The sequence below is a fragment of the Pseudomonas sp. F220 genome (assembly GCF_057813935.1).
The window spans coordinates 1-267 of the sequence record NZ_JBVASJ010000189.1; the positions used below are offsets into that span (position 1 = coordinate 1).

Sequence of the window (267 nt, forward strand, 5' to 3'; positions counted from 1 at the left end):
CGTCATCGACATCGGTGTCATTGGCCAGCACATCGAGGGTCAGGGTCTGGTTCTCTGTGCCAGCGGCTACATCGGCCACCGCTACCGGAGCGTCATTGGTGCCGGTGATCGTTACGTCCACCGTGGAGTTTGAGATCGCCCCGTACTGATCCTGCATCTGATAGCTGAGCGTCACGTGCTCGATGACGCCTTGCGCCAGGTGGTCGAAGTCGGCCCCCGGGTTGAACACCAGCTGGTTGCCGACCACGCTGGCCGTGCCCTGGCTTG

At 62.5% G+C, this 267-nt stretch carries 1 protein-coding gene; it reads right to left on the reverse strand.

Annotation, left to right across the window (positions count from 1 at the left end; translation table 11 throughout):
• On the reverse strand, positions 1–267 hold a 267-nt coding region (locus tag ACZYSM_RS29590), incomplete at both ends, for an Ig-like domain-containing protein (RefSeq protein ID WP_489077240.1).